The sequence below is a fragment of the Streptomyces sp. NPDC040622 genome (genome assembly GCF_055593965.1).
The window spans coordinates 1-1,592 of the sequence record NZ_JBVIXD010000015.1 but is presented as its reverse complement, the minus strand read 5'-3'; the positions used below and the strand labels follow the sequence as shown (position 1 = coordinate 1,592).

The following is a 1,592-nucleotide window of genomic DNA, read 5'->3' as shown; positions in this document are numbered from 1 at the left end:
TCCTTGTTGGGGAGGGGCCTTCCACGCCTCATGTTCCACTCTGTTCACCCCCCGACCATCCCAGAGAGGGGGAGGGGTGACCAGAAACTCGCCCCCCCCCTCCACCTGTCGCGTCGTACGGGTCAGTGCTTGCCGATGTCCTTGGCCTTTTCCTTGGCCTGGCGGGCGTCGCCCTTCATCTGCTGGGCGCGGCCTTCGCCGGTGAGGCTCTCATTGCCCACGGCACGTCCGGCGGCTTCCTTCGCGGCACCGACGGCCTGGTCGGTCTTCGCCTTGGCCTTCTCACTGGCGGTCATGCCCGCTCACGCTCCTTCGGCATCGACATCATGTCCTGGCCCTCCGTGTGGCCACTGAGGCAGCCGGCAAACATCATCGGGCCCACCCCTTTGCCGGTCCGGTCAGTGTCCCGCGTCGTCCGGCGCGGCGATCCTGCCGCTGTCGCGCAGTGCGTGAACGCGTCGTATGCCGTCCTCGTAGGTGTCGGCCATCTCCAGAAGGCTGGTGACGCCGGTGACGTCGAGGAGCCGCGAGATGCCCGTCTGGTAGGGGCCGGAGAGGACGAAGGGCCGCAGGGCGTCCTGGTGTTCGGAGTGAGCGCGCAGAATCACGTTGAGCTGGGTGCTGTCGGCGAAGGTGAGGTCAGTCAGATCGAGCAGAGTTCCCGCCGTGTCGGGGTCCGTGAGCGCACGGGACAGCGCCAACGTTGCCTCGGTCGTGTCTTCGAGGTCGAGCTCGTTGCGGAAGGAGACGACGGTGACCCGGTCGTGCCGGGTGACGTCGATGCTCTGTCTGTCGGAAACCATCCCCAGACTTTCCCACATGCCCGCATCCCACCGACGAGGGGAGGCGGCGATTGATCCATTCCGGGACCTGTGCGGCGGGAAGGGGTGTGGGCCCGACCGGGCCGGGCAAGCGGGAAGGTACCGAAGGCACGAGGTCGGTGTCCAGGCACGTACGGGGAAAGGACGAACGCTGCTATGCGCGTTGTCGAGGCAGTGGAATCAGTGAAAACAGTGGAAACAGAGGACATCAGCTGTGCGGACGCGCGGTCCGTGGTCCGCGAGGCGCTGACGGTGGTGTGCCGCAGCTTGCCACCGGCCGACGCCCAGCGCCTGCGTGACGACGCGCTGCTCGTGGTCAGTGAACTGACGGCCAACGCCCTGCTGCACGCGGGAGGCGTCACCCGGTTCGGCGCGCGGTTCAACGGCGACGAGTTCGAACTGAGCGTCAGTGACGGGTCCACTGACGTGCCGCGGCGCCAGCCGGTGGCTCCGGGCATGCCGGGCGGGCACGGCTGGATGGTTGTCCGGCGCCTGTGCTCGCGCCTGGACGTCGCGGTGGAGCCGGACGGCAAGACGATCACCGCGGCGCTGAAGCTTCCCTGAACACCGCAGAGATCGGGCAGGTCCTGTCAACAGTGAAGCCCCCGCTCGTCCTCATGCATATGCCCTTGGGTCAGGGGTACCAGGACGCGGGACAGTTACCTGGAGCGAGCAGAGATAGGGGCGGGACATCATGCGTACCGTGGCAGTCGATGAGCAGACGCACACCACGACCCGGGCGGTTGAGGAGTCTCTGATCGAGCGTGCCTA

General features: G+C 67.0%; 3 protein-coding genes. 1 reads left to right on the top strand and 2 read right to left on the bottom strand.

What is annotated here, in order from left to right; genetic code table 11:
* Positions 1–122: 122 nt before the first annotated feature.
* Together ACZ592_RS34690 and ACZ592_RS34685 are read right to left on the bottom strand one after the other, a co-directional pair.
* Positions 123–296 carry a CsbD family protein gene (locus ACZ592_RS34690; protein WP_471585689.1) on the bottom strand — a complete coding sequence of 58 codons (174 nt, stop codon included), beginning with the start codon at positions 294–296 and terminating at the stop codon, positions 123–125.
* 102 nt (positions 297–398) lie between these two features.
* Positions 399–803, bottom strand: coding sequence for an STAS domain-containing protein (locus tag ACZ592_RS34685; RefSeq protein ID WP_471585688.1), 405 nt, complete (start codon positions 801–803; stop codon positions 399–401).
* A 174-nt stretch (positions 804–977) separates the two neighbouring features.
* On the opposite strand from ACZ592_RS34685, the gene ACZ592_RS34680 reads away from it, so the two are divergent.
* On the top strand, positions 978–1,385 hold the full coding sequence (locus ACZ592_RS34680; protein WP_471585687.1) for an ATP-binding protein: 408 nt from the start codon (positions 978–980) through the stop codon (positions 1,383–1,385).
* The last annotated feature ends 207 nt before the right edge of the window (positions 1,386–1,592 follow it).